The organism is Cellulomonas sp., assembly GCF_017744555.1.
Taxonomy (GTDB): Bacteria; Actinomycetota; Actinomycetes; order Actinomycetales; family Cellulomonadaceae; genus Cellulomonas.
In genome coordinates this window covers 1-1,890 of the sequence record NZ_JAGIBD010000091.1, presented here as the reverse complement: position 1 = coordinate 1,890, position 1,890 = coordinate 1, and the positions used below count along the sequence as shown (strand labels likewise).

Below are 1,890 nucleotides of genomic sequence, written 5' to 3'. Positions count from 1 at the left end.
ACCGTGCCCGGCCCGACCTGCTCCGTCACCGTGCCACCTCCGAGACGTACGTCGGCGGGACGCGCGGCCGCGCGTCCCGTGAGCATGCTAGACGGCCCGCCGTCAGCGCCGCCCCCGCAGGCGCCGGACGAGCGGCCCCACGAGCTGGTCCAGCTCGCGCACGCGCAGCAGCTTCAGCCCGCCGACGTACACCAGCACCATCACCGTCCCGACGACCGCGCACTGCACCAGGGCGCCGACGACGCCGCCCGGGCCGACGACCTGCACGACGAGCAGCACGGCGACGCCCACCGCGGCCGCCGCGAGCACCGCCAGCGCGGCGCGGGCGTGCGTCTGGACGACGCGTGCGGCGTCGACGTCACCGCCGAGGCGTGGGCGCAGTGCGCGCAGCGCCAGCACCGTGCCGAGCAGGTACGACGCGCTCATCGCGAGACCGGCGCCGGCGACCCACCACGACGGGGGGAGGACCACCGTGCCGAGCAGCGTCCCGGCGACGACGAGCGCGGCCATCGCGAGCTGCACCGGCACCATGCCCCTGGCGTCCTCGTACGCGTAGTACACCCGCTGGCACATGGACCACGCGCCGAACGCCGGCAGGCCGAGGGCCATCGTGACGACGACGCCCGCGACGGCGCTGACGGCGGCCTCGGGCTGCGAGGGCAGGATCACCTGGACGACGGGGCGCGCCAGCACCGTCAGCCCGGCCCCGGCGAGCAGCGTGAAGATCCCGACGACCCGCAGGCCGGTCGACAGGTCGGAGCGCACGCCCGCGACGTCGCCGTCGTGGGCGCGGGCCGACAGCCGCGTGAACAGCGCCGTGAGCAGCGAGACCGTCACGAGCGAGTGCGGCAGCATGAAGATGATGAAGGCGTTGTCGTACGCCATGTTGCCCGCGACCTCGAGGTCGTGCGCGGCCGCGGGGGCCGCTGCCGCGACGTTGGAGACGACGACGTAGCCGATCTGGCCGATCAGCAGGCCGACGAAGGTCCACGTGGCGACCTTCCCCGCCCGGCCCAGGCCCGAGCCGCGCAGCCCCCAGCGCCAGCGGTAGCCCACGCCCGCGCGTCGCATCGCCGGGACCAGCACGAGCGCCTGCACCACGATGCCGAGCGTCGCCGAGCCGGCGATCAGCGCGACCTGCCCGCCCGTCCACGTGTGCGGGACGCCGACGGGTCCGACGAGCACGATGAACAGCCCGAAGCCGGCGATCGAGACGACGTTGTTGGCGACCGGCGCCCACATGTAGGGACCGAACGAGCCGCGCGCGTTGAGGACCTGGCCGAGGAGCGCGTAGACGCCGTAGAAGAAGAGCTGGGGGATGCACCAGTACGCGAACGTCGTCGCGAGCTCGACCTGCCCGCTGGTGCCGCGCCCCGCGTACAGCCACGCCAGCAGCGGAGCCGCGAGCGTGAGCACGACCGTGGCGCCACCCAGCACGGCGAAGCCCAGGCTGAGGAGGCGGTCGACGTACTCCTGCCCGGCGTCCCGCTTGAAGGCGCGCACGACCTGCGGCACGAGGACGGCGTTCAGCACCCCGCCCGCGAGCAGCATGTACAGCACGTTGGGCAGCTTGTTCGCGACCGCGAACGCGTCGGCGGACTGCCCGGTGGCGCCGATCGCGGCGACGAGCACCATGTTGCGCACGAGCCCCAGCGCGCGGGACGCCGCCGTGCCGCTCGCCATGACCGCGGCGCCGCGGCGCACGCCCCCGCGCGGCTCGGCGCCCGCCCGCGACTCGGGCCGTGCCGTACCGGGCGGGGTCGTGTCACCCGGGGTCGCGTCGGCGTCCCGGGCGAGCGCCTCGTCCGGGACGTCCCCCGGGTCGCCCGGCGTCGCGGGGTCGCGGGGCGGGGGCGTCGCGGTCACTGGTCCTCCTCCGGGGCGCCGCCC

Annotated in this window: 1 protein-coding gene; it reads right to left on the bottom strand. The window is 75.6% G+C overall.

All coding sequences use genetic code 11. The features are described from left to right. Positions 1-102 precede the first annotated feature (102 nt). Entirely contained in the window at positions 103-1,866 is a 1,764-nt protein-coding gene (gene murJ, locus J7523_RS20230) for a murein biosynthesis integral membrane protein MurJ (protein WP_291890574.1), read from the bottom strand. Between the last annotated feature and the right edge of the window lie 24 nt (positions 1,867-1,890).